Annotated in this window: 28 protein-coding genes; 12 read left to right on the top strand and 16 right to left on the bottom strand. The window is 67.5% G+C overall.

Annotation, left to right across the window (positions count from 1 at the left end; translation table 11 throughout):
- The first annotated feature begins 7 nt into the window (after positions 1-7).
- Positions 8-685: a deoxyribose-phosphate aldolase gene (deoC, locus tag GX543_RS00810; RefSeq protein ID WP_290849158.1), complete on the top strand. Its 678-nt coding sequence runs from the start codon at positions 8-10 to the stop codon at positions 683-685.
- An 86-nt stretch (positions 686-771) separates the two neighbouring features.
- On the opposite strand, the gene GX543_RS00805 is transcribed toward deoC, so the two are convergent.
- From GX543_RS00805 to GX543_RS00780, 6 genes are read right to left on the bottom strand one after another with little or no spacing between them, the layout of a single operon-like run.
- A complete protein-coding gene (locus GX543_RS00805; RefSeq protein ID WP_290849156.1) occupies positions 772-1968 on the bottom strand; it encodes an LmeA family phospholipid-binding protein in 1197 nt (398 codons plus the stop codon).
- A complete protein-coding gene (locus tag GX543_RS00800) occupies positions 1965-2786 on the bottom strand; it encodes a carbon-nitrogen hydrolase family protein (protein ID WP_290849228.1) in 822 nt (273 codons plus the stop codon). The genes GX543_RS00805 and GX543_RS00800 overlap by 4 nt, the downstream gene beginning before the upstream one ends.
- A 23-nt stretch (positions 2787-2809) precedes the next feature.
- Positions 2810-3736, bottom strand: a complete 927-nt coding sequence (locus GX543_RS00795) for a hypothetical protein (RefSeq protein ID WP_290849154.1) — start codon at positions 3734-3736, stop codon at positions 2810-2812.
- Positions 3737-3796: 60 nt separating this feature from the next.
- Positions 3797-4585, bottom strand: a complete 789-nt coding sequence (locus GX543_RS00790; protein WP_290849152.1) for a class I SAM-dependent methyltransferase — start codon at positions 4583-4585, stop codon at positions 3797-3799.
- A complete protein-coding gene (locus tag GX543_RS00785) occupies positions 4582-5094 on the bottom strand; it encodes a DUF2505 domain-containing protein (RefSeq protein WP_290849150.1) in 513 nt (170 codons plus the stop codon). The genes GX543_RS00790 and GX543_RS00785 overlap by 4 nt, the downstream gene beginning before the upstream one ends.
- A 22-nt stretch (positions 5095-5116) precedes the next feature.
- Positions 5117-5605, bottom strand: a complete 489-nt coding sequence (locus GX543_RS00780) for a DUF2505 domain-containing protein (RefSeq protein WP_290849148.1) — start codon at positions 5603-5605, stop codon at positions 5117-5119.
- Between the two features lie 24 nt (positions 5606-5629).
- On the opposite strand from GX543_RS00780, the gene GX543_RS00775 reads away from it, so the two are divergent.
- A complete protein-coding gene (locus GX543_RS00775) occupies positions 5630-6709 on the top strand; it encodes a UDP-N-acetylmuramate dehydrogenase (RefSeq protein ID WP_290849146.1) in 1080 nt (359 codons plus the stop codon).
- Here the strand turns inward: GX543_RS00775 and GX543_RS00770 are convergent.
- The 5 genes from GX543_RS00770 to GX543_RS00750 form a co-directional block, all read right to left on the bottom strand.
- Positions 6687-7766 carry an alpha/beta fold hydrolase gene (locus GX543_RS00770; RefSeq protein ID WP_290849144.1) on the bottom strand — a complete coding sequence of 360 codons (1080 nt, stop codon included), beginning with the start codon at positions 7764-7766 and terminating at the stop codon, positions 6687-6689. The genes GX543_RS00775 and GX543_RS00770 overlap by 23 nt on opposite strands.
- The gene (locus GX543_RS00765; RefSeq protein WP_290849142.1) at positions 7763-8542 is read right to left on the bottom strand and encodes a MerR family transcriptional regulator; all 780 of its coding nucleotides are present in this window, start codon (positions 8540-8542) and stop codon (positions 7763-7765) included. The genes GX543_RS00770 and GX543_RS00765 overlap by 4 nt, the downstream gene beginning before the upstream one ends.
- A 19-nt stretch (positions 8543-8561) precedes the next feature.
- Entirely contained in the window at positions 8562-8888 is a 327-nt protein-coding gene (locus GX543_RS00760; RefSeq protein ID WP_290849140.1) for a DUF2516 family protein, read from the bottom strand.
- Positions 8889-8901: 13 nt separating this feature from the next.
- Complete coding sequence (locus tag GX543_RS00755) at positions 8902-9402, bottom strand: helix-turn-helix transcriptional regulator (protein ID WP_290849138.1); 501 nt, start codon at positions 9400-9402, stop codon at positions 8902-8904.
- 122 nt (positions 9403-9524) lie between these two features.
- Entirely contained in the window at positions 9525-10742 is a 1218-nt protein-coding gene (locus GX543_RS00750) for a DUF445 family protein (RefSeq protein WP_290849226.1), read from the bottom strand.
- 213 nt (positions 10743-10955) lie between these two features.
- Here GX543_RS00750 and GX543_RS00745 point away from each other — a divergent pair, with 213 nt between their 5' ends.
- Positions 10956-11699: a TetR/AcrR family transcriptional regulator gene (locus GX543_RS00745; protein ID WP_290849136.1), complete on the top strand. Its 744-nt coding sequence runs from the start codon at positions 10956-10958 to the stop codon at positions 11697-11699.
- A 92-nt stretch (positions 11700-11791) separates the two neighbouring features.
- On the opposite strand, the gene GX543_RS00740 is transcribed toward GX543_RS00745, so the two are convergent.
- From GX543_RS00740 to GX543_RS00725, 4 genes are all read right to left on the bottom strand, one after another.
- The gene (locus tag GX543_RS00740; protein WP_290849134.1) at positions 11792-12490 is read right to left on the bottom strand and encodes a heparin-binding hemagglutinin; all 699 of its coding nucleotides are present in this window, start codon (positions 12488-12490) and stop codon (positions 11792-11794) included.
- 272 nt (positions 12491-12762) lie between these two features.
- The gene (locus tag GX543_RS00735) at positions 12763-13638 is read right to left on the bottom strand and encodes a 3-hydroxybutyryl-CoA dehydrogenase (protein ID WP_290849133.1); all 876 of its coding nucleotides are present in this window, start codon (positions 13636-13638) and stop codon (positions 12763-12765) included.
- 190 nt (positions 13639-13828) lie between these two features.
- Positions 13829-15118: an isocitrate lyase gene (gene aceA, locus GX543_RS00730; protein WP_290849132.1), complete on the bottom strand. Its 1290-nt coding sequence runs from the start codon at positions 15116-15118 to the stop codon at positions 13829-13831.
- A gap of 389 nt (positions 15119-15507) precedes the next feature.
- Positions 15508-16272, bottom strand: coding sequence for a hypothetical protein (locus GX543_RS00725; protein ID WP_290849130.1), 765 nt, complete (start codon positions 16270-16272; stop codon positions 15508-15510).
- A gap of 74 nt (positions 16273-16346) precedes the next feature.
- On the opposite strand from GX543_RS00725, the gene ramB reads away from it, so the two are divergent.
- From ramB to GX543_RS00680, 9 genes are all read left to right on the top strand, one after another.
- Positions 16347-17777: an acetate metabolism transcriptional regulator RamB gene (gene ramB, locus GX543_RS00720; protein ID WP_290849128.1), complete on the top strand. Its 1431-nt coding sequence runs from the start codon at positions 16347-16349 to the stop codon at positions 17775-17777.
- A 107-nt stretch (positions 17778-17884) separates the two neighbouring features.
- Positions 17885-18430: a carboxymuconolactone decarboxylase family protein gene (locus tag GX543_RS00715; protein ID WP_290849126.1), complete on the top strand. Its 546-nt coding sequence runs from the start codon at positions 17885-17887 to the stop codon at positions 18428-18430.
- The gene (locus GX543_RS00710; protein ID WP_290849125.1) at positions 18430-19071 is read left to right on the top strand and encodes a class I SAM-dependent methyltransferase; all 642 of its coding nucleotides are present in this window, start codon (positions 18430-18432) and stop codon (positions 19069-19071) included. The genes GX543_RS00715 and GX543_RS00710 overlap by 1 nt, the downstream gene beginning before the upstream one ends.
- A 198-nt stretch (positions 19072-19269) precedes the next feature.
- Complete coding sequence (locus GX543_RS00705; RefSeq protein WP_290849124.1) at positions 19270-20082, top strand: class I SAM-dependent methyltransferase; 813 nt, start codon at positions 19270-19272, stop codon at positions 20080-20082.
- A 61-nt stretch (positions 20083-20143) separates the two neighbouring features.
- A complete protein-coding gene (locus tag GX543_RS00700; protein ID WP_290849123.1) occupies positions 20144-20503 on the top strand; it encodes a cupin domain-containing protein in 360 nt (119 codons plus the stop codon).
- Positions 20504-20513: 10 nt separating this feature from the next.
- Positions 20514-21179, top strand: coding sequence for a hypothetical protein (locus tag GX543_RS00695; protein WP_290849121.1), 666 nt, complete (start codon positions 20514-20516; stop codon positions 21177-21179).
- Between the two features lie 74 nt (positions 21180-21253).
- Positions 21254-21724, top strand: a complete 471-nt coding sequence (locus GX543_RS00690) for a hypothetical protein (protein WP_290849120.1) — start codon at positions 21254-21256, stop codon at positions 21722-21724.
- A gap of 4 nt (positions 21725-21728) precedes the next feature.
- Positions 21729-22478 carry an ATP-binding cassette domain-containing protein gene (locus GX543_RS00685; protein ID WP_290849119.1) on the top strand — a complete coding sequence of 250 codons (750 nt, stop codon included), beginning with the start codon at positions 21729-21731 and terminating at the stop codon, positions 22476-22478.
- Positions 22475-23353 carry an ABC transporter permease gene (locus GX543_RS00680; RefSeq protein WP_290849118.1) on the top strand — a complete coding sequence of 293 codons (879 nt, stop codon included), beginning with the start codon at positions 22475-22477 and terminating at the stop codon, positions 23351-23353. Before GX543_RS00685 ends, GX543_RS00680 begins: the two co-directional genes overlap by 4 nt.
- A gap of 438 nt (positions 23354-23791) precedes the next feature.
- On the opposite strand, the gene GX543_RS00675 is transcribed toward GX543_RS00680, so the two are convergent.
- A partial coding sequence (locus GX543_RS00675) for an HNH endonuclease signature motif containing protein (RefSeq protein ID WP_290849116.1) occupies positions 23792-24942 on the bottom strand: 1151 nt, incomplete at its 5' end.

The raw sequence follows: 24942 nt of genomic DNA, 5'->3' as shown, positions 1-24942 counted from the left end.
CGAATTCGTGATCAACACCAACCTGACCCGAGCGGCTGTCGCAGCGATGGTCGACCACACGATCCTCAAGCCCGAGACCACGCGCGCGGAGGCCGAAGCCACCGTCACCGAAGGACTCGATCTGGGTGTCTACGCCATCTGTCTGTCGCCGTCGATGCTGCCGATCGACACCGGCACAGCCGAGACGTGCGTGGTGGCGGGCTTCCCGTCGGGCAAGCACCACTCGCTGGTCAAGGCCGCCGAGGCTCGGCTCGCCGTCGACACCGGCGCCGACGAGGTCGACATGGTGATCGACGTCGGCGCGGCGGTCGCAGGCAACTACGACGAGGTCTTCGCCGACGTGATGACCGTCCGCGAGGCCATCGGCCACGACGTGGTGCTGAAGGTGATCGTCGAGTCGGCCGTGCTCCTGGAGACGATCGGTGAGGAAGGCCTCGCCCAGGTGTGCCGTCGCTGCGTCGAGGCCGGCGCCGACTTCGTGAAGACCTCCACCGGATTCCATCCGTCAGGCGGTGCGAGCGTCCGCGCGATCGAGGTGATGCGCGCGGCGGTCGGACCGGATCTCGGAGTCAAAGCCAGCGGCGGCATCCGGACCGCGGAGTTCGCCGCCGAGCTCATCGCGGCCGGGGCCACCAGGCTCGGCCTGTCGGGCAGCCGCGCGGTGCTCGACGGCTTCCCCGAGTAGCCCGTAAACACTTCCACCGTTGATCGTTACCCGGAGCGGGTCACGATCAACGGTGGAAAGGCGATCGGGGAGGTCAGCGGCAGGACCTAGACCGAGCAGCCGTTTCCGCCGCTCGTGTCGCCGATCTGCTCAGCCGCCGACTTCAGGTTGACGTCGGTACCGGCGAACGCGAAGTCGACACCGTCCTTGGCGACGTCGAGCTTCGAGACCTTGATCTGCTTGAAGAGCGGGCCGAACATGGCCGTGGTGACCTGATCGACGACCGGTTGGGCGAAGTCGTTCGGCAGGCCGAAGACCAGGGCGGTGGCCTCCTTGACCTCGAACGTCACCGCACCGTCCTTCACGATGGGCTTCAAGGTGACGGTGGCGGGCACCGGGATGATCGCGACGGTGAAGGTGGTCGAGATCTTCAACGTCCCGGCCGACGGGTCGGCGGTGATCTCCTCGATCGTGCTGCCTGTCTGCTGACCGTTACCCTCGCCCCCCTGGGTCAGCGACTTGATCCGCTCGTAGGGCAGGAAGCCGTTGCCTTCGAGCTTCTGCACGGTGCCGCCGTCGGTGCTGATCCCCTCCGCGCGGGCGTGCAGGCGAATGTTGTTGCTGTCGCCCGACGAGGTGTCGACTTGAACCCACGGGACGTCGCCGTCCATCATCGACAGCAGCATCGGTCGTCGCGAGACGGAGACGTCGGTCTGCGTGCCGGTCAGGTTGTCGAAGGAGGTCTGCAGGCAGCTGGTGACCTTGTTTCGGATGTAGAGTTCGGAGCCGACGCCCGCGATCACCACCAGCAGGACCACAGCGGCCACCACCAGACCGATGGTCCGACCGCGTCCGCGTTTGCGACCGCCCGACGACTTCATCGGCGATGACATCACCGGGCCGCTGGGCGGCGGAGTCGGCGGACCCGACGGAATCGGCTCGAACGCGCTGGAATCCAGCGCATCCATCTGCATCGTCGGCGGCTTGCCCGTCTGCGAGTAGGCGTGCGTCTTCGGGTCCTGGACGGCCCGGATCGGCCCGGTGATCACTTCTCCGGTGGGGGTCTCGTCGAGGACGGCCGGCGGCGGGTCGTTCGACGGCACGGGAACGGTCGGCTGATCGCCCGCGGACATCTCGCTCGTGGCGTCGTCTGCCGACTGCTCGCCGGCGGGCCCATCAGCGGACGAGGCGTCGGCATTCGGCTCGACGGCAGCCGTCGACTCATCAGCGGTCGACTCGTCGACCGCTGGCTCGTCCGCGGTCAGGTCGTCGGGGTGCTGCGACGAGGGGTCTCGCTCGGTCATATGCGTGTGGTCCCATCCAGTCGGGGAATTTCGCGGGCATTGGCAAGCACGGCCAGCGCCTCGCGCGCTTTGCGTGTCAAGCCCAGGTCGATGTCGTGGACGCCGGTGTGCGCCGCAGAATCGTAGTCGGCGATCACGCTACCGAACGGATCTGAGAGGCGGCTATGACCTATCCCCGTCGGGGCTGTGGAATCCCTGATCGCCGGATCGTCGGACAGGGCCTGCCCCACCGCGGCCACGAACGCCGTGGCGTCCAAGGCGCGGGCGGTCGACAGCACCTCCCACTGCTGCACCTTGCCCGGGCCCGATCCCCACGACGTCGGCACCGCGATCAGTTCGGCGCCGCGTCGCGCCAGTTCGACGAAGAGCGCGGGAAACCGGATGTCGTAGCAGGTGGCGACCCCCACCCGATGCCCGGCGACGTCGACGACGAGCGGTTGGTCGCCGGGAGCGATGGTCTTGGACTCGGCGAAACCGAAGGCGTCGAACAGGTGGATCTTGTGGTAGCCGACCGGTTCGCGTCCCGGGCGGGCGACCAGCACCGTGTTGTGGATCCGACCGTCGTCCGCGGGGGTGAACATGCCCGCCATCACGGCGATGTTCTCGGCGTCGGCCACTCGAACGACTTCGCTGGCCCACGGCCCGTCGAGCGGTTGCGCGACCTTCCGCAGCGAGACGCCGAATCGGCACATCGTCGCCTCCGGAAAGACGATCAGGTCGGCGCCGTCGGCTGCCGCCCGCGCGGTCCGGTCGACGACGGTGGCCAAGTTGGCCTCCGGATCGTCGCTCGAACCGATCTGGGCCATCGCCAGTCGCATGTGCACTCCCTCAGACGCGTCGGTCACCTCTGATAGAGCGTAGATCCCTCCGGCCCACTGGTGCTGCTGAGGAGCTTGGCGAAGCAGTGATCACGGTCGAAGCCGCTGCTGCGGCACCAGGACAGCGCCGCCTGCGGGGTCGCGAAGTTCTGCGCGGACACGGTGATCCACCAGTTCTGCTGCGAGAACACCGGCCATTCGCTGGAGTTCAGCAACTTCACCTGCGGATAACGCGACCGCGAGGTGTTGTGCTCGGCGAGGATCGACTGGTAATCCCAGGTACGACCATCGGCGTAGAGACCGGGCTGTTTGGCGCTGATCTGCGCCGCCCATCGATTGTCGTGCGACGATCGGATGGTCGTGGCGTCGGACGCCGTGCGCTCCTGCAGTTGACGCAGCGCGTCGGCGGTCGGGTCGACCACCTCGGTCACGGTGTCGGGGGCCTGCTGCACCTCGGTGGTCCCCGGTTGGTTCGCCACCACGTCGTCGTCGGAGTTCGCGACCTTGGTCCAGATCACCGCGGCGGCCGCCACCAGACCGATGATGCAGGCAATCGCGATGCCGAGCAGCACGGCGCGGCCGTTGCCTCCCGACGGCGGCTGCGAGTAGCCGTACACCGGGTAGCCGCCGCCCGTCGGCGGACCCGACGGGTGCTGGTTCCCCGGGTAAGGGGTGTTCGCGTACTGGGTGTCCGAATAATGCTGGTCTGTGTACTGCTCGTTTGAGTAGTGCGGGCTGACGGCGTACTGGGTGTCGGAGTAATCGGCCGTCGGGAACTGGGACGTCGGGATCTGGGATGTTCGGCTGTCGACCGCACCGCTCTGGTCAGTCGACGGGGCCTTCGTCAGCGAGTACGGGGGCGGCGTGCCCCCGCCTGCACCGCCGGTCGGCAGCGGGCGCGACATCGTCTCGCCGAACGGGTCACTATCGGGCTGGCCTGGGGTCGACATGCGCCAATCGTAAACCCGATATCGGACATCCTGGCAGGTCCCACTGAACGAACGACAGGCTCAGTTCGGCGCGACCAACTCCCACGGGACCGACAGCAGATTGTCGACCCGACGCCCCCGCGGAATCGTGACCGCGATCCCCGAGTCGACCATCATCTCGCGGGCGTAGCGCCAGCGGTCGCGCGGTCCGTACGTCTCATGCGAGGCCGCCCGGTCCCAGCAGCGATCGGCTGCGACGAGGAGCGCGTGGATCGCTTCGCCTGCGATGTTGTGGTGGATCAGCGCCTTCGGCAGCCGTTCCGCGAGCTCGGAGGGGTGTTGAGTGTGCGCAGGCGACCACGACAGGGTCAGCTCCAGCGGGCCGTCGGTGTCGAGCAGAATCCAGCAGCAGCGGCGACCGATCTCGTCGCACGTGCCTTCGACGATCAACCCGCCGGGCGCCAGTGCGGCCTGCATCTGGGCCCACGCGGCGGCGACCTCGTCCTCGTCGTATTGACGAAGCACGTTGAAAGCGCGAACCAGGTGAGGATGCAGCCCGGCCAACTCGAACCCGCCGAGCGCGAACCGCACACCATCGCGGGGCGGCACGATGCGTTCGGGGTCGATCTCGAGTCCCACCATGTCCAGATTCGGGACGACGCTCCGCAGCCGGGTCGCCATCTCCACCGCGGTGTCCGGGCGCCCGCCGTAGCCCAGATCAACCGCCAGCGGATGCGCGACGGCCAACGCCTGCCGAATGCGTCGATCGCTCACCATCGCGCGATCGACCCGACGCAGCCGATTGATGTTCGTGGTGCCGCGGGTGATCCGCCCGCGGGGACGTCCGGCCGCGAGGCCGGACCGGCTCATGCGAGCTTGTCCTGCACCCAGGTCGAGGTGAACTCGGCTTCGCCGCGGAACAGATCGACGAGGTTCACCAGCATCAGCTGCTCGAGCTTGGCGTTCACGAACGGGATGTAGACCTTGACCTCGGTGGTCTTGCGAATCGTGCAGCCGGTCTCGGTCGAGAAGAGCTCCTGCTCACCGGTCAGCGATCCCGGTCCGGCCGGGATCGACGCGGTGTACGTGCCGGTGGTGCCCGCGGGGTCGAACGATCCGTAGGTCTCGACACGCGTGATGAGCATGTCCTTCATCATCACGGTCTGCGCGATCGGCGGCAGCATGTCGCGGGTGATGGTCTGCTGAAGAGTCACCCGGATGCCGTCGTCGTTTCGCTCGAACTCGTGGACGTTCGAGATGGGCGTCAACTCGCGGAATCCCTCCATGAGGTCTTCCCAGTAGTTCTTCTGCGAGAGCGCCTGGTAGATCGTCTCGGCCGGATGCGTGTACCGGGCGGAGTAGCTGAGCCGTCGTGCCATGTGAAACAGCGTAACGGCAGATTTATCCCTGCAGAAATTCGACGGTGGCGTCGCGCTCGGCGTCGAGGAGGTGCCCGACCTGCTCGATGATGGCCTTCTCGATCTTTCCGCCGACGAAGGGGATGCCGACGTTGGCCGTGCCGAGGTAGCTCGCGACGGCGGGATCGCCACTGATGGTGATGTCGCCTTCGATCGTCGCCGGCGCACCCTTGACCTGGGCCTTCATCGATCCGGTGATGGTCTCTCCGACCAATCGGAAGACGCTGGTGCGGGGGATCTCGAGGTCGCCGGGACGCACGGCCGTGACCACCGACGGCAGGTTCTCCGCGCCGACGCCCTGCGTGGTCACCACCGTCACCGTGTCCCCGTCGATCGCGACCGAATCGACGGAGCCGTGACCGGCGTTGGTCGCCTGGATCAGCTCGTGCCAATACTGCTCGGTGCTGATCTGCGCCCACAGCGCGGCCACCGAACACGGGTAACTGACCGAATGCTCGAACTTGCTCGACATAGGAGTCAGGCTACCGTTACTCGCGTGACGAATTCACCCGAGACCGTAGGCCCGCTGCTGGCGTCGCTCACCACCCTCCGCCTCGGGGGGCCCGCACGGGCGATCGTGCGGTGCACCGAGACGGATGCGCTGGTGGCGACGGTCCTGGACTTGGACTCGCGCGGCGAATCCGTCCTGATCGTCGGAGGCGGCTCCAACCTGGTGATCGGCGATGACGGTTTCGACGGCACCGCCGTGGTGGTCGCGTCGACCGGGATCGAGTACGCGGAGGAAGACGGCCGCCCGTACGTGATCGCCGAAGCAGGCAACGACTGGGACGCCCTCGTCGCCGACACCGTCGCTGCGGGCTTCGGCGGCCTGGAGTGCCTGTCCGGCATCCCGGGGGCAGCCGGAACCACCCCCGTACAGAATGTCGGGGCCTACGGCGTCGAGGTGGCCGACATTCTGCGTGAGGTCCGACTGCTGAGCCGAGCGACCGGGCAGACCCGATGGGTGGGTCCCGACGCGCTCGACCTCGCCTACCGCACCAGCAGTCTGAAGGGGCGCGACGCCGAAGTGGTGCTGGCGGTGTCGTTCTGGCTCAACCCCGACGGGGTGTCGGCGCCGATCGCCTATCGCGAACTGGCGACCGCGCTCGGCGTGGAGCCCGGCGGCACCGCCGAGGCCGCACGAGTCCGTGAGCGCGTGCTGGAGTTGCGCCGCGGCAAGGGCATGGTGCTCGACGACGCCGATCACGACACGTGGAGCGCCGGCTCGTTCTTCACCAACCCGATCGTGCCGGAGTCGCAGGTCGACGACATTCTGGCGCGGATCACCGAGCGCGTCGGCCCCGACGTCGCGGTGCCTCGCTATCCGGCGGACGCCGGCGTCAAGCTGTCGGCCGGCTGGTTGATCGAACGCGCCGGCTTCACCAGGGGTTTCCCCGGCGACGACGCCGCGGCCAGACTCTCGACCAAGCACACCCTGGCGCTGACCAACCGCGGATCGGCGACCACAGCGGATCTGCTCGCGCTGGCCGGACGAGTCCGGGACGGGGTGCGGGACGCCTTCGGCGTCGACCTGCACCCCGAACCGGTACTCGTCAACTGCCAGTTGCCTCGCTGACCCCGACCAGGAGATCGTCGAGCAGCGCGTTGAACGCATCCGCGCGCTCGAACGGCACCATGTGACCGGAGCCCTCGTAGGTGGTGTGCGAGTGCAGGAAGCCGCGGCTGCTGAGGGCCCTCGCCATCTCGATGGAGTGCTTCGGCGGGGTCAGCAGGTCGGCGGAACCGGATACGACGACGGTCGGCACGGTCACCTTGTCCAGGCCGGACAGCACGTCGAGCCGGTACATCGCCGCGCCCCAAGCACCCCGCGCCGTGGGCGAGCACGCCGACACCATCTGGTCGGAGAACGCGACGTGCGCCGCTCGGGCCACCGGCCCCAGTGACACGTAGTGCTCGAAGCGCGCGGTCAGGGAGTTCACCGGCAGCGGCAACGGCGCCGAGGTGAAGACCCGCGCCAGCACCTTCTTGCCCGGCTTGGCCAGGGTCGGCAGCGAGTCCGGGATCAGGTGCTGCCGCTGGACCACGCCGCGGGCCGCCGTGGCGCAGAGCACGATGGCCGAGACCTTGTCCTCCATGCCCGCACCGAACTGCTGGGCCCACGACATGATCGTCATGCCACCCATGCTGTGACCCACGAGAACGGCCCGCTTGCCCTCCGGGATCATCGCTTCGAGGACCGCCTGCAGATCCTGCCCCAGCATCTCGACACTGGGCTTCACCGAACCGAGCTCCGACAGGCCGTGTCCGCGCTGGTCGTATGCCACGACCGGACGAGTGCCGCCGAAATGGTTGAACTGGGCGTTCCAGAACGCGGTGTTGCAGGTCCAGCCGTGGATCAGGACCAGGATCTCGTCCGAGTCGGCGATGTCGCCCGACGCGACCACGTGCAGCAGGGTGCCGTCGGGCGTCCCGACCACCGACGAGCGCATCGCGTGAGTGGGCGTGTTCAAGCGGGGATCGGCGCCGTCCTCGACCGGATCCGGGTACTTGAAGACTTCGCGGAGCATGGCTCCGCCGGTGATCGCGAACTGTGCCGCCGTCGCCCCGGCGAACGCCGCGGCTGCGATCGTGCCCCACTTGCGGGTGGTTGCCCACTTGCTCTTGCTCGTCATTGGTCGTCCTCTTCCGTTCGGCCGTCGGTCGCCCGACTGTCACCTGCAGCCTCACGCTGCTTCGCGTCGAAAAAAGTGGTGGCATCGCCGATCGCGCGAGAGATCTCCTTGTCGAGTGCGCGACTGAAGGTCGTCTCCACGATCTCGTGAGCCATCGGCCGAACCGTCTGGATCAGTTCGGCGATCTTCGCCAACTTCTCCTCGCTGAGGTCCGGCAGATTCTCGTCGAAGTACTGGTCGGTGATGATGGATACGAAACTGCGAGCGACATCGGTCAGATCCGACTCGACTCGCACCCATCGCTCGAGCAGGTCATCGATGTCGATGCCGCCCTTGACCAGCGCCTCGGCGCCTTCGAGCACTTCCGGGTTGCGGATTGCATAGTGGGTGCCGTCTTTGGTGAGCAGTCCCAGCTTTTGGCTGAGGCCGATGGCCCGCTCGTCGGCGCCCAAGGTCTTCTTCAATTCGGTGAAGGTGATGGTCGCGGCGCGCTTGATACTGCGCAGCCTGCCCCCCTTGGGGGCCGCGCGCAGCACGTGCTCCACCTTCATTCCGTAGTGCGCGGCGTGGAGGAGTTCGCTGATGGTGGCGAACGTGTAGCCGCGCTCGAGCATGCGTGAGATCAGATTGAGACGGACCAGATGCTCCTCGGAGTACCAGCCGGTGCGACCGCGGATGGTCGGCGGCGGCAGCAGACCGCGATCCTGGTACACGCGAATGTTTCGGACGCTGACCCCGGACACCTGGGCGAGGTCGTTGATGCGGTATTCACTCACCGGTGATGACTCCGCGTCTCTACGCGTTCTTGCGGAACCAGGAACGACCGAGAACGCCGTCGATCCGGACCCGGACGTCCACCACGTAGACCAGCATCGCGGTCACCGCGGCCAGGAAGAACATCAGCCCCATCCCGAAACCCGCCTGAACCACCCAGATCAGGATGGTCGAGACGGCCAGAATCGACACCCAGAAGGTCTTCGACTGCGCGTCGGTTGCGGTGAACGCGTCGGGTCGAGTGATGGCCGCATGGACCAGCGCCACCGTCGAGGTGACGCCGGCGACGATGGTGATCGCCAGCAGGATGTAGACCTGGGCGTTGTGAACGAAGATCGCTGTACTCACGACTCCACCTTAATCACGGCGTAGGCGGTGCCGAATCGGCACCGAGGGCTTCGATCACCCCGTCCGGCAGGATGGGGGCGCCGTCGACGAGCGGAGGCTGTTCGACGTCGTCTTGCGGGTTCTCGCGGCGGAACGAATCGTAGATCTCCAGCAGCATCTGCTTCTGGCGTTCGCTGATGGAGTTGTCCGCGAGCAGGGCGTCGCGCACCGGGCTGGCGGGCCGGGCCTCCAGAATGCCCGCGCGGACGTAGAGCACCTCGGCCGAGACCCGAAGGCCCTTCGCGATCTGGGAGAGGACGTCGGCTGACGGCTTGCGGAGGCCGCGCTCGATCTGCGACAGGTAGGGATTCGAGACGCCGGCGCGCTCGGCGAGCTGACGCAGCGAGACCTTGGCCGACAAGCGCTGGCTGCGAATGAAGTCGCCGATGTCCTGCGCGGCGTTCGCCACGGCGTCGACGGTTCCGCTGTCATGCTCGTCGCCGTGCTCGCGGCTGTGGTTCTGCTCGGATGTCATGTGAACTGTTCTCCTCCCGCCATTCCAGTATCCGCGACCTGCGCTAGCAGATGCAAGCGCAGGTGACCGGAGCCCGGATGACGTGCGGTGAAGCGCTGGGACACAGTGAATCCCACACGACGCTACGAGAAGAGCAGCACCGACACCGTGTAGATCGTCAGCCCGGCCAGTGATCCGACCACCGTGCCGTTGATTCGAATGAACTGCAGATCGCGACCGACCTGCAGTTCGATCTTTCGACTCGTGTCCTCGGCGTCCCACCCGCGCACCGTCTCGGTGATGACCGAGATGATCTCCGGCGAGTAATTGTCCGCAACGTGGCGAGCGGCGCGAATCGTCCAGCCGTTCATCTTGGCCTGCAGCGGCTCGTCGTCTCGGATGCGTTCCGCCAACTGCACGACGGCGTCCGAGAGCGAGGTACGCAGCGTCGACTCCGGGTCGTCGAGCATCTGCTCGATGACGGCCTTGCCCGCCTGCCACGCGGTGGACGCCGCTCCCGTCACCTCGTCGCGCCCGAGGAGTTCCGCCTTCAGTCCCTCGAACTTGGCGATGGTGGCGTCGTCGTGCTGCAGTTCCTGCGCGAAGTCGGCGACGAAATCGTGCATCGCCACGCGAAGTTCGTGGTTGGGATCGGCCCGCACCTTGTAGGTGAACTCGGTGAGTTCGCGGTAGATCTTGTCGCCGACCAGGTGATTGACGAACTTCGGCGCCCACGCCGGGCCGTCGCGGTCGACCACCCGATCGACCAGCGGTGCGCTGCCGAGCGCCCACTCGTGCGCGCGGTCGCAGGCCAGCTGGATCACCGGTTCGAGTCGGTCTTCGGCGACGAGTTGCTCCAAGATCCGTCCGGCCGGCGGCGCCCACACCGGCTCCGCCGCCCATTTGAGGACCGCTTGGATGAATCGCTCGATGTCCTCGTCGCGCAGCATCTCCGACACCAGCTTGAAGACTCGGGAGACCTCGTCGTTGACGCGCGGCTTGTTGACGGGGTCGGCGAACCAGGTGGAGAGACGGCGCGGCAGATCGAGGGACTGCACACGGTTCTCGATGACCTCGCGCGTCATGAAGTTCTCTTGAATGAAGCCGCCGAGTTGTTCGCCGATCTGGTCCTTTTTCCGCGGGATCAGCGCGGTGTGCGGAATCGGCAGACCGAGCGGTTGCCGGAAGAGTGCCGTGACCGCGAACCAGTCGGCCAACGCGCCGACCATGCCGGCCTCCGCGGTGGCGCGGACGTACCCGACCCAGGCTGCGACATCCTGTCCGTCGCGGTGTTCGAGCCAGCGCATGACGAAGTAGATGACCGCCGCCCCCAACAGCAGACCGGTGGCGACGATCTTCATTCGCCGCAGGTCGCGAGCCCGTTGAGCGTCGTTCGCGGTGAGCCCCGCCGGGACTGTCGGGCCCGCTGCGGACTGCGGTCGGTGATCGAAGGTTGACGACACTCGTCCAGTCTTACCCACGGCCTACTAGTGTTGCCAGTGATGCCGAACCCACCGATACCGACGAGCGCCGCACGCGCAGCTGTGAACGCGGCTGCGACGTTGACTCGTGAGTTGGAACAGCGAGTCCTCACCCCTGCAGTGGAGGCCGTCGCATCCGATGGGCGCAAGCAGCGCTGGGAGAAGCACAAGCAGGATCGTCGCGCCGAGTTGACCACGGGCACCATCGAGGCGGTCCGCGCCCTCGGCGCCGACGCGGGGATGGACGACATCGCACGCCACATCGGGGTCTCCAAGACCGTGCTGTATCGCTACTTCGCAGACAAGAACGACCTCGCCGCCGCCGTGACCCTCGCCTATGTCGAGTCCACGATCATGCCGCGGCTGATCGAGGCGCTCTCCGGCGACATCGGCGACTACCACCTGGTGCAGGCGACGATCAGCGTCTACGTCGAGACCGTGTCGTCGGACCCGAACGTCTATCGCTTCACGATGGCCCGACCGTCTGGAAGCCGCCCGGTGGCCGCCGATGCCGAGAAGATCTTCGCCGGCGCGCTCGAATCCACCCTGGACGCTCGGTTCGCCGCTCGCGGTGCGCAGGTGGCCGGGGCCCGCACCTGGGCGCGCGCGATCGTCGGCGCGACCACCCGTTCGGTCGAGGAGTGGATCACCGACCCGGATCGATCGTCCACCGAGATCACCGATGAGCTCACGATGCTGATCTGGAGCGGCCTGGTAGGCATCGTGGCCGCGGGTGGCGACCCGAAGGCGTTCGCCGCCGACCCGCCGAAGCTCCCCCGGTCGAGTGATCCCACCTCCGTCTCGCGGACAACGTCCGGCCCAGACCCCCGGCCCTGAATCTCCGGCCCTGAACAGAAAGACCGGCCCGGACACACGAGGTGTCCGGGCCGGTCTGTCAGCTGTTCGCTAGCGACTCACGTCAGGGCGAATCACTTGGCGGTCGGTGCAGCCTTCTTGGCCGGAGCGGCCTTCTTGGCGGGTGCAGCCTTCTTGGCGGCGGGCTTCGCAGCCGGCTTGCGTGCGGCGGTCGCGGTGACCTTCTCGGCGGCGGCGTCGGCGTCAGCCTTGGCCTTGACGCCTGCGGACTCGATGTCGGCAGCCGCGTCGAGCAGCTTCTCCGAGACCTCGTCAGCGGCGACAGCCGCGTCCTCGACGCGATCAGCGGTGCGGCCGGCCAGTGCGGCAGCGCGCTCGCCCAGCTCGCGGGTCTGGGTCGACACGGCGCCCAGGGCGTCCTCGGTCAGGTCCACAGCGTCCGCGTAGACCTTCTCGACGCGGGCGATGTTCTCCTCGACGTACGGGGTCTGACGGAGACGCTCGACAGCGCTCTCGCCACGCTCCGCGAGCGAGTTGTACAGGCCGGTGGTGGCCTCGATGTACGGCTCAGCGACCTTGAGGAGCTCCTCGGTGGTCAGCTTGGCGCGCAGCTCTTCGACGCTGGGGAACTCGGTCGGCAGCTCGGTCAGGCGGGCGCGGGTCTCGTCCAGGCGGGTCTGGGTGCGCTCACGCGACGACTGTGCGCGGGTCTTCAGCTCGGCGAGGGCGTCCTTGACTTCCTGGACGGCGACGTCACCGGCGCCGACGACGGCGTAGACCGGGGTGGGGAGGGTACGTTCGACGGTGCTCATGGTAACTCCTTGCTTGCGATAACTTGCACTATCAGTGTGCGCCACAGTGCTAACAAAAGCTAGCGAATCAGCTAGCAGAGTGGTCGATGTCACGCTCGAAGACATACTTTCAGCCAGAAGTAAACCTACGCTTACCTGGCCTTCAGCAACGAGATGGTCCTACCCGCCCGGCTTGCGCCATTTAGCTAACTGCTAGCAAATCCTATGATCCTGGGTTGCAACGACGACCACGAGGTCCCCGATCATGCTTGCTACAGCAACCACTTGGCGGCCTATTTCACGTCCGCGTACCGGAAGAATCCCTGCCCCGTCTTCTTTCCGAGACGACCCGCCTCGACCATCCGCAGCAACAGCGGCGGCGGCGAGTACAACGGTTCCTTGAACTCCTCGTACATCTTGTCGGCGATCGCCTTGACCGTGTCGAGACCGACCAGATCGGTGAGCTTCAACGGCCCCATCGGATGCGCGCAGCCGAGCACCATCGCCTTGTCGATGTCCTCGACGGTCGCGAATCCGCTCTCGGCCATCCGCACCGCGGAGAGCAGGTAGGGCACCAGGAGTGCGTTGACGACGAAGCCGGACCTGTCGGACGAGTGGACGACCTGCTTGCCGAGAACGTCGTGCGCGAAGGCCTCGGCCCGGGCGGCGGCGACGTCGGACGTCATCAGCGTGGTGATGAGTTCAACCAGCGGCAGCACGGGGACGGGGTTGAAGAAGTGCAGACCGATCACGCGGCCGGCGTCCTGCGTCGCCATGCCGAGCTTCATGATCGGAATCGACGAGGTGTTCGAGGCCAGAATCGCGTCCGGAGCGGTGACGACCTTGTCGAGCTCACGGAAGAGTTCGGCCTTGACGGCCTCATCCTCGACGACGGCCTCGACCACCAGTTGCCGGTCGGCGAAGTCGGTGAGATCAGAGGTGAATCGCAAGCGCCACGACGCCTGCTCGCGTTCGCGCTCGGTCAGCTTCCCGCTGCTGACGCCGCGATCGAGCGAACGCAGAATCCGGGTGCGGCCCGCGGCGGCCAACTCGCGGGTCGTCTCGTAGACGAGCACGTCCACGCCGGCGCGGGCACATACCTCCGCGATACCCGCACCCATCTGACCGGCGCCGACGATGCCGACGCGCGAGATCTTCTCGGTTGCCATGAATGGTGCTCCTGGAGGTTGTGCGACTGGTTGCGCCACGAAGAACGCGCCTGAAGACGGCGACACGACGCCGCCGGTGAAGCTGCCCGCTTAGCAAGGAACCCGGGGCACACAGGAGGGTTGCCCCTCCTGTGTGCCCCGGGCTCAACATGCTGTGTTCGACCTCGACTCGTGAGATCGACTCGAGTTCCTAGTGGAACTGGCCCTCTTCGGTCGAGCCCTTCAGGGCTGCGGTCGAGGTGTTCGGGTCGACAGTGGTGGCGACCTGGTCGAAGTAGCCTGCGCCGACCTCACGCTGGTGCTTGATGGCGGTGAAGCCGCGCTCCTCGGCTGCCTTGAACTCGCGCTCCTGCAGGTCGACGAATGCGGTCATGCCCTCGCGAGCGTAGCCGTAGGCAAGGTCGAACATGCCGTAGTTGAGCGAGTGGAAGCCGGCCAGGGTGATGAACTGGAACTTGAAGCCCATAGCGCCGAGCTCCTTCTGGAACTTCGCGATGGTCGCGTCGTCCAGGTGAGCCTTCCAGTTGAAGGACGGGCTGCAGTTGTAAGCCAGCAGCTGGTCCGGGAAGTCAGCCTTGACCGACTCGGCGAACTTCTTGGCGACCTCGAGATCCGGAACACCGGTCTCCATCCAGATGAGGTCCGAGTACGGTGCGTAGGCCTTGGCGCGGGCGATCGAGGGCTCGATGCCGTTCTTGACGCCGTAGAAGCCTTCCGAGGTGCGGGTGCCGTCCAGGAACGGGCGGTCGCGCTCGTCGACGTCCGAGGTGATCAGGGTGGCTGCCTCGGCGTCGGTGCGGGCGATGACGACGGTCGGCACACCGGCGACGTCAGCAGCCAGGCGAGCCGAGGTCAGGGTGCGGATGTGCTGCTGGGTGGGGATCAGCACCTTGCCGCCGAGGTGGCCGCACTTCTTCTCCGAAGCGAGCTGGTCCTCCCAGTGCGAGCCGGCGACGCCTGCGGCGATCATGGCCTTCTGGAGCTCGTAGACGTTGAGGGCGCCACCGAAGCCGGCCTCGCCGTCGGCCACGATCGGCACGACCCAGTTGTCGACCGAGGTGTCGCCTTCGACGCGAGCGATCTCATCGGCGCGCAGCATGGCGTTGTTGATGCGACGGACGACCTGCGGGACCGAGTTGGCCGGGTAGAGGCTCTGGTCCGGGTAGGTGTGGCCCGAGAGGTTCGCGTCACCGGCGACCTGCCAGCCGGAGAGGTAGATGGCCTTGAGGCCGGCGCGCACCTGCTGCACGGCCTGGTTGCCGGTGAGGGCGCCGAGGGAGTTGATGTAGTCCTCGTTGTTCACCAGGTCCCACAGGATCTCCGAGCCGCGTCGAGCGAGGGTGGCCTCTTCGACGACGCTGCCCTGCAGCTTGACGACCTGGTCCGCGGTGTAGTTGCGGGTGACACCCTTCCAGCGGGGGTTGGTGTCCCAATCCTTCTGGAGCTCTTCAGCGGTACGGGGCTTTCCGACGTTGCTCATAGCCTTCGCTTTCGTTCGTGACTGCGGCAGTGCAGTGTCTTCGTGATCGGCGAGGTGTCGATTTATGCAAACCGAGCCGCGCCTTGAGGCATTGCCTGGATTCACTGTGCCATACGACAAATGCCCTGGTCCAGCGATTGCGAACTGCAAACTAGGGCCAGCTTTTTGACGGGTTTTGCAAAGTTTGTAAATCTGATCGTGTGGATTCGTCGGCCGCCCTGCGAAAAAGTACGTGCGTACTGCAAGAACCCCGATGCGCCCCGGGGCGAGATGCTCACAGCCCGTGGGGAGTTCGAGTGCGCCAACAAGTTACCGGCGAGTCGGGGTTTGTGGGTGACCTCACAGGCCGCCCGGCGGCCGAGCGGCCGAGAACCGGGTCCGGCGCGGACTCAGCGAGCGGCGCGCTCGGCGGCCTGCTGGACGAGTTCGGTGAACTCGGCATCGGACAGCGGCGGATCGATGGCTTCCGGGGCGGTCGGCTGCACCGCCGAGTCCGGGCCGGCTACGTTCAGCTGCACCGTGACCGTCTGCCCGTCGGGACGCTGGACCAGCACATTCGACAGCAGCGCGCTGCGCACCCGCACCCCGCCGTCACCCAGGGTGGTCACCGTGTCCGAGCGGACGACGACGGACTGCTTGACGAAATCACCACGGGGACCGGTCAATTCGGTGTTCCGGGTGACGATCTCCGCGGTCGCCAGGGTGCCGCGGGTGGGCACCGCAGTGACGATCCGGCAGGCACCGGTGGTGGCCCGGCGGTCGGCGCCGAGGTCGCGCACCACGGTGCTGACCACCTCGGACAGCGTGCCGGACTCCGACTGGGCCACCAGCAGCACGGTGTTCTCCGAGGTCAACCGCGGGTTGAAGTCGGCATCGGCGGTCGGCCGGCACTCCTCGGGACGGAACTCCACCGTCTCCGCCTGCTCCAGGGTGCGGCGGTTGACGCCGATCAGCTCGTCGACGGTCGCCTGGGTGTACAGCGTGTAGCCGGCCGGCAGCGCATCCGATTCGAGGACCAGCGCGGTCAGCGGCAGTGGGGCGTCATCGGCACCGGAGCAGCCGGTCACCGCACCCACCAGCGTCGCAGCGGTCAGGATGGAGACCAGCAACCGGTTGCGCAGCATCCGGGCTCGGCGCGGGGTATCGATCGGCACGCGGTCACCGTACCGGCTCGGCGGCGCCGGAACACGACAGCCGACACCGGAACCCGACAGCAGGAGGCACGGCCATGAGTAAGACCTACGTGGGTTCACGATTGCGGCAGCTGCGCGGCGAGCGCGGACTGTCGCAGCAGGACATGGCCAAAACGCTGGGCATCTCGGCGTCCTATCTGAACCAGATGGAGCACGACTCACGCCCGCTGACGGCCTCGGTGCTCGGCCGGATCAGCGAGATCTTCGGCATCGACATCGGCTTCTTCGACCCGCAGGACGACGTCCGGCTGATCGCCGAACTCCGCGAGGCGCTGATGGAGGAGGACCTCGAGACCGCGCCGTCGGCCGCCGAGGCCGCCGCGATCAGCGCCATGGTCGGCGGACATCGGCCTATCGCCGAGGCGATGGTCAACCTGCACCGGCGCTACCGGCTGATCTCCGAGCAGCTCGCGGCCGTCACCTCCGGCCGCGGCGACCCCGGCATGCGCGGGGTGATCAGCGCCCCGCACGAGGAGGTGCGCACCTACTTCTACGACCGCCGCAACTACATTCACGAACTCGACGTGGCGGCCGAGGACCTCACCTCCCGGATGCGCATGCACTCGGTGGACATCCGGAACGGGCTGATGGACCGGCTCGAGGACCGCCATTCGGTGCGCGTCATGCGCCGCGTCGACCTCGGCGACAACGTCCTGCACCGGTTCGACCCGGACCGGCGGCTGCTGGAGTTCTCCGCCGCTCTGTCACCCGGGCAGCGCAGCTTCCGGATCGCCTCCGAGCTGGCCTTCCTCGAGTTCGGCGACCTGATCGACGAGCTGATCGCCGAGGGCAACTTCTCCACCGAGGACGCGGTGACCCTCGCCCGGCAGGGGCTGGCCAGCTACTTCGCCGCGGCCGCGATCCTCCCCTACTCCCAGTTCCACGGCGCCGCAGAGGATTTCCGCTACGACATCGAGCGGCTGTCGGCGTTCTACGCCGTCTCCTACGAGACCGTCTGCCATCGGCTGTCGACGCTGCAGCGACCGAACCTGCGCGGGGTGCCGTGGACCTTCGTCCGGATCGACCGCGCCGGGAACATGTCGAAACGACAGTCCGCCACCAGCTTCCACTTCTCCGCGAGCGGTGGCACCTGCCCGCTGTGGAATGTCTACGAGACCTTCGGCTCCCCCGGCAAGATCCTCACCCAGATCACCGAGATGCCGGACGGCCGCGAGTACTTCTGGGTCTCCCGTACCGTCGAACGCCGGGCCGCGCGATACGGACAGTCGCCCAAGAGTTTCGCGATCGGCATGGGCTGCGAGCTGCGGCACGCCGGCCGGGTGGTCTACTCCGACGGCCTGGAACTCGGCCCGCAGGCGCGGGTCACCCCGATCGGCGCCGGCTGCCGGGTGTGCGAGCGGACCAACTGCTCACAGCGCGCCTTCCCGCCGCTCGGCGCCGCCCTGGACATCGACGAGCACCGCAGCACCGTCTCCCCGTATCTGAGCCGGCCGCGCGCCGACTGAACCCGCCCCGGGCTGCGCCGCCACCCGTTCTCCGCGGCGAGGCCCCGTCGCCGGCTGAGCGGCCCGGCCACATGGTGACCGTCGACACATTCCGATACGGTCGTTCCATGAGCGATGCGCGGGTGGAACCGGGACGACTGGCCGAGCTCGGACCGATCAACTGGCTGGTGGTGCGCGCCATGTCCCTGGCGACCGGCACCGACAATGCACACATCTTCGCCACGCTCGGCCGCTCCAAGGGTCTGTTCCGCGGCTGGCTGCACTATTCGAGCCGGATGATGCCGTTCGGGGAGCTGTCCCGCAAAGAGACCGAGATGATCATCATCCGGGTCGCCCACCTGCGCGGCTGCGACTACGAACTCGACCATCACCGGCGCCTCGGCGCCAAGGCCGGGATCACCGGCGAGCTGTACGCCCGGATCCTCGACGGCCCGGACGCCGGCTGGGGCGACCGCGAACGAACGCTGCTGCTGGCCGTGGACGAGCTCGTCGGCACCCGGGACATCACCGACGGCACCTGGCAGGCGCTGCGCCGGCACCTCACCGAGCGCAAGGCCATCGCCTTCCTCCTGCTGGTGGGCCAGTACGACTCGCTCGCGACGACCATCGGCGTCCTGCGCGTCCAGCGCGACACCTTCGCTCCGGGCCGCTGATGAACTCCCCCGCCGCCCGGCTCATGCAGAACCGGCTGTTCTCACAGATCTACGAGAAGCTGTGGCGGCCGGTCTTCACCCGCGGTTTCAGCCTCGGCGGCAGCGCGACGGCCGACTACGACCGGGCGCTGCGCGCCTACCTCGCCCGCCCCGGCGAACGCGCGGTGCTCGACGTGGCCTGCGGTCCCGGCAACTACGCCGCCGACGCGGTGCGCGGCCTGACCGGCCGCGGACACTATGTGGGACTGGACTTCTCGGCACCGATGCTGGCCGAGGCCGCACGGGTGCACGATCATCCGCGCATCACCTTCATTCGCGGCGACGCCCATCACCTGCCGCTGACCGCCGACTCCTTCGACACGGCCACCTGCCTGGCCGCGCTCTACCTGATCCCGGATCCGCTGCCGGTGCTCGACGAGATGTTCCGGGTGCTGCGGCCCGGCGGCGAGCTGATCGTGTTCACCTCGGTCGACGCCTCGGTGGCCGGCCTGCCCGGCGTCGACGCCGTCGCCGGCCTGACCGGACTGCGCATCTTCGGCCGCCGGGAGATCGTCGACCACCTCGAAAAGCTGGGCATGATGCACGTCGAGCAGACGATCACCGGCACCGGACAGTATGTGCACGCTCACAAGCCGGCCTGAGCCTTCCCGTTCACCTTTGCCGAAAGCCTCTGCGGCACTATGGTTTCCGTCCTTCCCACGAGGCCCCGAAGCGATCGATGCCTACCGCGTGAGCAAGCTCTCAGCAGAATGCCTCTAGGTTCTGGCGAGTCGGTAAGGCTAGGCTATTAACAGCAGTTGAATTCCTTGAAACCTCATCGCCCCACAGGAGCGTCGATCATGAGCCAGCACGAACATCCCCACGACGATCTGCCGATGGCCGGACGCAAGGACGCCGACATGCCGGGCCACTGGCTGCTGGCCCGGATGGGCAAGCGCGTGCTGCGCCCCGGTGGCCTGGAGATGACCAGCCAGCTGCTGGCCGACGCCGGCCTGACCGGCGCCGACGTCGTCGAATTGGCCCCCGGCCTGGGCAAGACCGCCGGCGACATCGTCAAGGCGAATCCCAAGTCGTACACCGGCGTCGAGGCCGACCCGGAGGCCGTCGCCCTGACCCAGTCGGTGGTCGGCGCCCGCGGCACCGTCGTCGAAGCCGATGCGGCCAAGACCGGCCTGACCGCCGATGCGGCCGACGTGGTGGTCGGCGAGGCCATGCTGACCATGCAGTCCACCCGCGGCAAGGACGCCATCGTCGGCGAGGCCTTCCGGGTGCTGCGTCCGGGCGGTCGCTACGCCATCCACGAGCTGGCACTGAACCCGGACACCCTGTCCGACGACCAGAAGGCCGAGATCAGTAAGGCTCTGGCCCGCTCGATCAAGGTCAACGCCCGCCCGCTCACCGAGCACGAGTGGCGCGAGGTTCTGGAGAAGGCAGGCTTCGAGGTCGAGCGGGTGCGCTTCGGCAAGATGGCGCTGCTCGAGCCGCGCCGCAACCTGGCCGACGAGGGCCTGTTGGGCACCCTCAAGATCGTCGCCAACGTCGCCCGCAACGGTGACGCACGCCAACGCATCCTGGGGATGCGTAAGGTTTTCCGGACATACCGCAACGAGCTGGCGGCCATCGAGGTCATCGCCCGCAAGCCGGCCGCCTGACCCCGGCTGCCTGACCTCAGCGAACCGCCCGCCCGCACAGCCCAGCGCAGAAAGTCGCGTCATGACTCAAGTCCCCCCGTCCGAGACTCCGGCTCCGGATCCGACCTGGAAGTTCCTCACCGGCCTGGCCGCGGAGAACACCGAGGACACCGGCGAGCGCCCGAAGATCAAGGTGCTGCATCGGGGCGAGAGCGAGACCGTCATCCGGCTGGCTTTCCGGGCGGGACAGACGATGCCCGAGCACACCGCGGCGCACCCGATCGTGGTGCTCGGGCAGCGCGGCCGCATCGACTTCACCGTCGGCGGGGTGACCAGTGACCTGGCACCCGGAACCGCCATCCGCGTCGACGCCCGGGTCACCCACGATCTGGTGGCCCGGACGGACGCGACGGCCACGCTGATCGTCGTCCACGGACGCTGAGGTGACGAGCATGACGACGACCACCACCGGACGGCAGCGCGACCGCGTGCGCAGCCTGCTCGCCGAGGCCGACGGGCCGATCGACGCCCAGGCGGTGTCGGCGGCGCTCGGCGTGCACGTCACCACCGCCCGCTTCCATCTGAACAACCTGGTGGACGAGGGTTCCGCGGAGACGGTGCCGCTCGCCCCGGAGGGCGTGGGACGTCCCCGGGTGGGCTACCGGATCGTGGTGGCTCCGCCGATCGACGAGCTGCTGCTGATGCTCATCGCCAAGATGGGCTCCACCCCCGAGGTGCGCGAGCATCTCGCGGCCGAGGCCGGCCGCGAGTGGGCGGCCCGGCACGGCGTGGCCGAGGCGGACCCGCAGGAGATGCTGGTCCCGGACCCGGTGGTGATCGTCGAGACCATCCTGACCCGGCTGGGGTTCCGCATCACGGACGTGATGAGCGCTTTCGGCCGGCACGAGATCAATCTCTGCGGCTGCCCGCTGCAGCACATCGGCGACGAGCTGCCCGAGGTGGCGCGCGGCGTGGTCCGCGGGATCGTCGAACAGGCCCTGGCCGCCGGCTACCAGAGGCTGGGCGGCGCCTACTCGGTGACCGTCCGCCCGGACGGCCGCGAGGGCGACTGCGAACTGCACCTCAGCCTGGAGCGAGCGAAAGCCAGCTCACACTGAATTAGGGTTGCCTAGCTTCATTTAGTGCAATAGATTCACTTTTAATCATCCGCCCGAGATCTTTGGGAGACATCATGATCCGCCGCATCCGCCTCCTCGCGTTCGCCCTGCTGACGCTGGCCCTGACCGTCACCGGCGTCGGCCTGAACGCCGGCCAGGCGCAGGCCCTCCCGGCGAACTTCACGGTCACCGCCGCCAACCCGAGCGTCCAGGATCTGGACGACATCGTCGAGTTCCTGGTGGAGACCAATGCCTCAGACGAGGCCAAGGCCCGCAACCTCGAGGGCGGCATGAACGCGGTCATCGTGCCGCGGACCGTGTACAACCTGGGCATCTTCCGCGCCCCCAAGGGCTGGAACAAGATCACCGGCATCACCTCGCGCAGCAGCAACTCGATCCTCGCCACCCTGCAGGCCGGTTCGGCGGGTCGCCCGACCGTCAACGTGACCGTCGAGTTCAAGAAGATCGGCAACTGGAAGCTGTCGAACAACTCCCTGTGCCAGGGCGTCAAGACCGTCGGCCTGAACATCTACTGCAACGCCTGATCCCTTGATCGAGATCGACGATCTGCGGATCGACCTGGGCAAGCGCACCATCCTGCGGGAGGTGAACCTGTCCGTCGCTCCCGGTGAGATCGTCTACCTGCTGGGCCGCAACGGTGCTGGGAAATCCACACTGCTGCGTGCCGCGTGCGGGATGGTGCCCTGCCGAAGCGGCGAGATCCGCATCGACGGGGCACCGTTGCATCACACCTCCTCCCCGGCCCGGAACATCGGCATGCACCTGGGCATCGATCCGGTGCACGCCGGGCACACCGGACGACGGCAACTGCGGTGGATCGCCACCGCCGCCGGCGTCGGCCGCGACCGGGTGGAGGACGCCATCGAGCTGACCGGAATCGGCGGCTTCGTCGACCGGCGGGTGGGCAGCTACTCGCTCGGCATGCGCCAGCGGCTGGGGATCGCCTGCGCACTGCTGCCGGAGGCGCAGAACCTGGTCTTCGACGAGCCGCTCAACGGGCTCGACGTCGAGGGCATCATCTGGTTCCGGAAGCTGCTCGAATGCCTTGCCGCCGACGGCCGCGCGGTGCTGCTGGCCTCTCACCTGCTCAGTGAGGTGCAGCGCAGTGCCGACCGGATCGCGGTGATCGACGACGCGACGCTGACCGTCGACCTGCCGACCGACGAGGTGGTCGCGACCTACGGCGACCTGGAGCGCGGCTATCTGGCGCTGATCGGCGCCGAGGCCGCCACTGCAGCCGGCGACGAGTTCGCCGCACGAGAAGGGGCACTGTCGTGAGTATCGCCGTCGACGCAGGCGGGCGGCACCGCCGGGAGATCGAGGCCATCGGCGTCCGCACCGGGGTGCTCAGCGACATCGCCGCCGGCGCCGGCCAGATCTGGCGCGGTGTGCGGGCCGAGGCGGTGCGCAGCGGCGGTCTGCGCGGGGTGCTGCTGCTCGCGGCGTTCCCCGCCGGGGTGCTGGTGCCGCTGCTGGTGACCTTCGCGATCGCCTTCGCCTTCGAGCGGATCGCCAACTTCGACACCACGGATATCACCGTCACCGAGACCACGACCACCAACTCGGTGTACTGGGTCATGTACTTCACCGTCGCCGTCGGCACCATCACGGCGGCCTTCGCCCAGGCCAGCGCCATGCGTGGACCCGGCCGCGATCTGGATCGGTACCTGTATCCGCGGACCTGGACCTCGCCGCTGGGTCGCTGGATCTATTACGGACTGCTGACCGCCGTCGCCTCGCTGGTGCTGATCACCGTCATCATGGCCACGCTGGGTCCGCTCTTCCCCACCGTGTACAGCCAGGTGGATCTGACCTCGGACGCCGGCGTCCGTTTCTTGATCACCGTGCCGATCCTGTCCTTCTTCGCCTGCGGCATGGGTGTCGGCGTCGCCGCGGTGATCGGCAGTCCGGCGGCGAGCATCGCCTTCCTGCTGCTGTGGATCTTCCTCATCGAGGAGGCCATCTACCTGGTCCCCAACGGCATGAAGATTCAGGCGTACATGCCCTTCCTCAACGGCATCTGGTCCACCGGCCAGGAGATCGTGATCGACCCGACCTGGGGCAAAGACGGCGCCCTGATCTACTTCGGCCTCGTCTCGATCGGGGTGTTCCTGATCGGCATGGCTGTGCTGGCCCTCCGCCGCCGCAACTGACGGTTCTCCCCCGCCGTTCGATATCGGCCCGCGAGCAGGCTCCCGCCCGGGTGCCGGTGCGCTCCTCTGACCCCGGAGTGCACCGGCACCCGTTCTTCGGGCGCTTCTCTGTATGGAGTTCTCAATCAACGTGCGCCCGCCCGGAGGGGCGAGCTGGGTCTAGCGGTCTAGCGGTCTAGAGAAGGTGTGGTTTCGATTCGGGCCTCCTCCGTCGGCCCTACTCAACCGCCGACGAGAGGCGCTCTCTCGTTCGGTCGTCGAGTGCCGCCGAGCTTGCGAGGCGGCGTATCGAGACGCGTGCGCGAGCTGGCCTCGACGCTCCTTCGTCGCGAGCACTCGACCACCGACGAGGGTCGTCGAGCGCACTCCCCCTCGGTCGTCGAGTGCGCGGCGAGCCGCTAGGCGAGACGGGCGTATCGAGACGAAGACGCGAAACGGTCAGGCGGCGGCGTGCTCGTAGAGGGTCATCGTTCTTCGGGCATTGGAACGGATCAGCTCGCGGCGTCGGTCCGGATGCTCAGGATCGGCCGGTGGCCGGAACCACGGATGGCGGTCGGGTCCGAGGAGTACTTCCCAGCCGGTGTGATGGACCATCGTGTGATGGGCGCGGCAGAGGAGGACGCCGTTGTCGAGGCAGGTCGCACCGCCTTCGCTCCATGGCGTCATGTGGTGGCCGTCGCACCACTTCGCCGGACGATCACAGCCGGGGAACGCGCAGCCGCGGTCGCGGACTTCCAGGGCCTTGCGGAGCTTTCCGGTGAACAAACGCTGACTGCGGCCGACATCAAGCGGCACGCCCTCGCTGTCGACGAGGACCTCGGAAACGGCCGCATCGCAGGCGATCAGCTCGGCTGAGGTGGCGGTGATCGGGCCGCCGAAACCCAGCGAATCCGCCTGCCGGACAACGCCGTCCGGTAGCTCTGGGATCGCGATCTCCAGGCCACTGGTGATGACCGGTGCCTGACGGACGACGGTGACGGTCGGCAGCACGCCACCGGAGGTGGGTCGGTCGTAGCCGTATAGGTAGGCGCGCACGATCTCGGCGAGGGCGTCGCCGCGGCGGCGAGCTGGTGAGCGCGGATCGGCGGAACCGTCGGGTTGCGGGATCGGTTTGGTGAGCGGATCGAGGGCGGTGACGAGGGCGTCACCGTTGAGGACGTCGAGGTCGAGTTCGGCGACGAACCGGCCGTCGTCGGTCTGAGTCAGCGTCATCTCGTTCAGGTCGGTGTTTTCCGCGACCGGCACAGCGCCTTCGGGGAGTGCGTCGGGTTCGGGGGCGAGTTCGATCGCGAACGCGCGGGCACGTTTCATCACCGCGGCCGGGTTCAGCTGCACGGAGAGGGTGCGGATGATCTTGTCGCGCTGCTCGGTCGATAGCTCGACGCGTCGACGGATGTGTTCGGTGCCTTTGACCACGGCGTCGGCGAACTCGGCGGAGGTGTGGCCGTCGCGCATTCCGGCGGCGACGGTCGGGAAGCGGTGCAGGGCGCGACCGAGTCGCCCCATGCGCTGGGCCACCACCGGGGCGACGCCGATCGCGAGCAGCAGGTCTGGGCCGGTCTTGAGTTTTCGTCGTAGCGGGATGTTCT

This window comes from Gordonia sp. (in: high G+C Gram-positive bacteria) (genome assembly GCF_012515855.1).
Lineage (GTDB): Bacteria > Actinomycetota > Actinomycetes > Mycobacteriales > Mycobacteriaceae > Gordonia.
This window is presented reverse-complemented; position numbering and strand designations above follow the sequence as displayed.

Excerpts from the sequence above, each read along its gene's own strand:
- GX543_RS00805 (WP_290849156.1), bottom strand. The coding sequence starts at position 1,968 with ATGACCGAGCGAGACCCCTCGTCGCAGCACCCCGACGACCTGACCGCG.
- GX543_RS00800 (WP_290849228.1), bottom strand. The coding sequence starts at position 2,786 with ATGCGACTGGCGATGGCCCAGATCGGTTCGAGCGACGATCCGGAGGCC.
- GX543_RS00795 (WP_290849154.1), bottom strand. The coding sequence starts at position 3,736 with ATGTCGACCCCAGGCCAGCCCGATAGTGACCCGTTCGGCGAGACGATG.
- GX543_RS00790 (WP_290849152.1), bottom strand. The coding sequence starts at position 4,585 with ATGAGCCGGTCCGGCCTCGCGGCCGGACGTCCCCGCGGGCGGATCACC.
- GX543_RS00785 (WP_290849150.1), bottom strand. The coding sequence starts at position 5,094 with ATGGCACGACGGCTCAGCTACTCCGCCCGGTACACGCATCCGGCCGAG.
- GX543_RS00780 (WP_290849148.1), bottom strand. The coding sequence starts at position 5,605 with ATGTCGAGCAAGTTCGAGCATTCGGTCAGTTACCCGTGTTCGGTGGCC.
- GX543_RS00770 (WP_290849144.1), bottom strand. The coding sequence starts at position 7,766 with ATGACGAGCAAGAGCAAGTGGGCAACCACCCGCAAGTGGGGCACGATC.
- GX543_RS00755 (WP_290849138.1), bottom strand. The coding sequence starts at position 9,402 with ATGACATCCGAGCAGAACCACAGCCGCGAGCACGGCGACGAGCATGAC.
- GX543_RS00750 (WP_290849226.1), bottom strand. The coding sequence starts at position 10,742 with ATGAAGATCGTCGCCACCGGTCTGCTGTTGGGGGCGGCGGTCATCTAC.
- GX543_RS00740 (WP_290849134.1), bottom strand. The coding sequence starts at position 12,490 with ATGAGCACCGTCGAACGTACCCTCCCCACCCCGGTCTACGCCGTCGTC.
- GX543_RS00735 (WP_290849133.1), bottom strand. The coding sequence starts at position 13,638 with ATGGCAACCGAGAAGATCTCGCGCGTCGGCATCGTCGGCGCCGGTCAG.
- aceA (WP_290849132.1), bottom strand. The coding sequence starts at position 15,118 with ATGAGCAACGTCGGAAAGCCCCGTACCGCTGAAGAGCTCCAGAAGGAT.
- ramB (WP_290849128.1), top strand. The coding sequence starts at position 16,347 with ATGAGTAAGACCTACGTGGGTTCACGATTGCGGCAGCTGCGCGGCGAG.
- GX543_RS00715 (WP_290849126.1), top strand. The coding sequence starts at position 17,885 with ATGAGCGATGCGCGGGTGGAACCGGGACGACTGGCCGAGCTCGGACCG.
- GX543_RS00710 (WP_290849125.1), top strand. The coding sequence starts at position 18,430 with ATGAACTCCCCCGCCGCCCGGCTCATGCAGAACCGGCTGTTCTCACAG.
- GX543_RS00705 (WP_290849124.1), top strand. The coding sequence starts at position 19,270 with ATGAGCCAGCACGAACATCCCCACGACGATCTGCCGATGGCCGGACGC.
- GX543_RS00700 (WP_290849123.1), top strand. The coding sequence starts at position 20,144 with ATGACTCAAGTCCCCCCGTCCGAGACTCCGGCTCCGGATCCGACCTGG.
- GX543_RS00695 (WP_290849121.1), top strand. The coding sequence starts at position 20,514 with ATGACGACGACCACCACCGGACGGCAGCGCGACCGCGTGCGCAGCCTG.
- GX543_RS00690 (WP_290849120.1), top strand. The coding sequence starts at position 21,254 with ATGATCCGCCGCATCCGCCTCCTCGCGTTCGCCCTGCTGACGCTGGCC.